At 51.9% G+C, this 1,446-nt stretch carries 1 protein-coding gene; it reads left to right on the top strand.

Annotated features, from left to right (window positions below; genetic code table 11):
* The first annotated feature begins 50 nt into the window (after positions 1–50).
* Positions 51–1,414, top strand: a protein-coding gene (locus GIV26_RS27000; protein ID WP_236282922.1) for an IS3 family transposase whose coding sequence is annotated in 2 segments (ribosomal slippage) — positions 51–516 and positions 516–1,414 — 1,365 coding nt in all. Because the reading frame shifts where the segments join, the coding sequence is not laid out codon by codon here.
* Positions 1,415–1,446: the final 32 nt, after the last annotated feature.

The following is a 1,446-nucleotide window of genomic DNA, read 5'->3' as shown; positions in this document are numbered from 1 at the left end:
TGAACTGCCCCCCGAATGTTGGACACCTGACCCCCTCGGGAGGGTGTTCCATGACGAAATACAACCTAGCACTCAAGCAATCACTGATTGAAGAGTGTCTGTCTGCCAGTAGCGTTCATGAGGTGGCCCTCAAGCATGGCTTGAGTCCATCGCTGCTTCGTCGCTGGGTCAAGGGTTTTGAAAAGCACGGTGCCTCTGGTTTGATTGCCAAGTACAGCCATTACGATGCCCAGTTTAAATTGAAGGTTTTGCAGTGCATCAAACAAGACGGACTGTCGGACCAGCAGGCCTGTATACGGTTTGATATCCGTGGTCCAAGTAGTATCAGGCAGTGGCGAAAGCTGTACGATGAAGGCGGTGTAGAAGCACTACAACCGCATCGTCTTAAAGAGTCCAGCATGCCCCGCAAACCTTCCAGGCAACCCAAAGCAAGTCCTGCTCTTCCTGCGGACGCAGAACTGACCCCTGCACAAATGCTCGCAGAACTGGCTTATCTGCGCGCGGAGAATGCCTATCTAAAAAAGCTCGATGCCTTAATCCAAGCGGATCCCCTTACTGCGCAGCCAAAAAAACGCAGGCCGTCCAAGGATTGAGGCATGAGCATCCACTTGCTCTGTTGCTACGTGCTGCGGCACTTGCACGCAGCACCTTCTATTACCAAAGTAAAACACTGCTAACCGACAAGCATGCAGGCCTTAAAGATCGCATCCGCAGCGTCTATCACGGGCATAAGGGACGTTACGGCTACCGCCGCATCACCGCGACCCTTGGAAACAGTGGTGAGTTGATCAATCACAAAAAGGTGTATCGGCTGATGCAGATGATAGGCCTCAAGTCGCTGGTCAAAGTGAAGAAATATCGCTCTTACCGAGGTGCTGAAGGGCTTGTTGCGCCTGATTTACTAAAGCGCGAATTTAAGGCACAAGCCCCTAACCAGAAATGGGCAACCGACGTGACGGAGTTCAAGGTGAAGGGGCAAAAGCTGTTTCTCTCGCCTCTCATGGATTTGTACAACGGCGAGATCCTGGCTTACCAGGTCAACCGACGTCCCGAATTCAGGATGGTTTCGACGATGCTGGAAAAAGCCTTCGGGCGACTGAATCAAGGTGACAAGCCGATACTGCACTCTGACCAGGGTTGGCAGTACAGGCAGCCTACCTACCGACACATGCTGGCCGAAAAGAGCATCGAGCAGAGCATGTCGCGCAAGGGTAATTGCTTGGACAATGCCGCCATGGAGAGCTTTTTTGGCAAGCTCAAGAGCGAGTTTTTCTATCTGGAATCATTTGAGAGTGTGGAGCAACTGGCATCAGGCTTAGAGGATTACATCACCTACTACAACCAAGACCGCATAAGCCTCAGACTGAATGGCTTGAGTCCGGTACAGTTTCGGACCCAGGCACTAAATCAATAGCGTCTCCTGTCCAACTTTTGGGGGGCAGTTCA

It is taken from the genome of Pseudomonas sp. PA-1-3F (assembly GCF_021609665.1).
GTDB classification, from domain to species: Bacteria; Pseudomonadota; Gammaproteobacteria; order Pseudomonadales; family Pseudomonadaceae; genus Aquipseudomonas; species Aquipseudomonas paracarnis.
The sequence above is the reverse complement of the archived record's forward strand: the minus strand, read 5'-3'. Positions and strand labels throughout refer to the sequence as shown.